At 46.5% G+C, this 228-nt stretch carries 1 pseudogene; it reads left to right on the forward strand.

From position 1 onward, the window contains the following. Positions 1-118, forward strand: a pseudogene (locus HMPREF2606_RS10965) (IS5/IS1182 family transposase); the annotation flags it as partial. Between the last annotated feature and the right edge of the window lie 110 nt (positions 119-228).

Raw genomic sequence — 228 nt, forward strand, 5'->3', positions numbered from 1 at the left:
CTATGCCCGGGCAGCCTATTTTGGTCTGCTCAAAATGAGTGCGCAAAGCCATTTGAAGGCGATGTGTTTGAACCTGTTGAAAGCGGCTAACAGGCTAAGTGCGCCTGTTGCTGCCTAAAAGGCGGTTGGATGCCTGATTAATCAGGTATCCAAGAGGGATTAGGGGGGTATTTGAGTAGAATCAGTGGATATTTGAAACAAAAACAGCCGAAAACCTGTGTTTAGGTT

The sequence above is a fragment of the Neisseria sp. HMSC070H10 genome, assembly GCF_001837635.1.
Classification (GTDB): Bacteria; Pseudomonadota; Gammaproteobacteria; order Burkholderiales; family Neisseriaceae; genus Neisseria; species Neisseria subflava_A.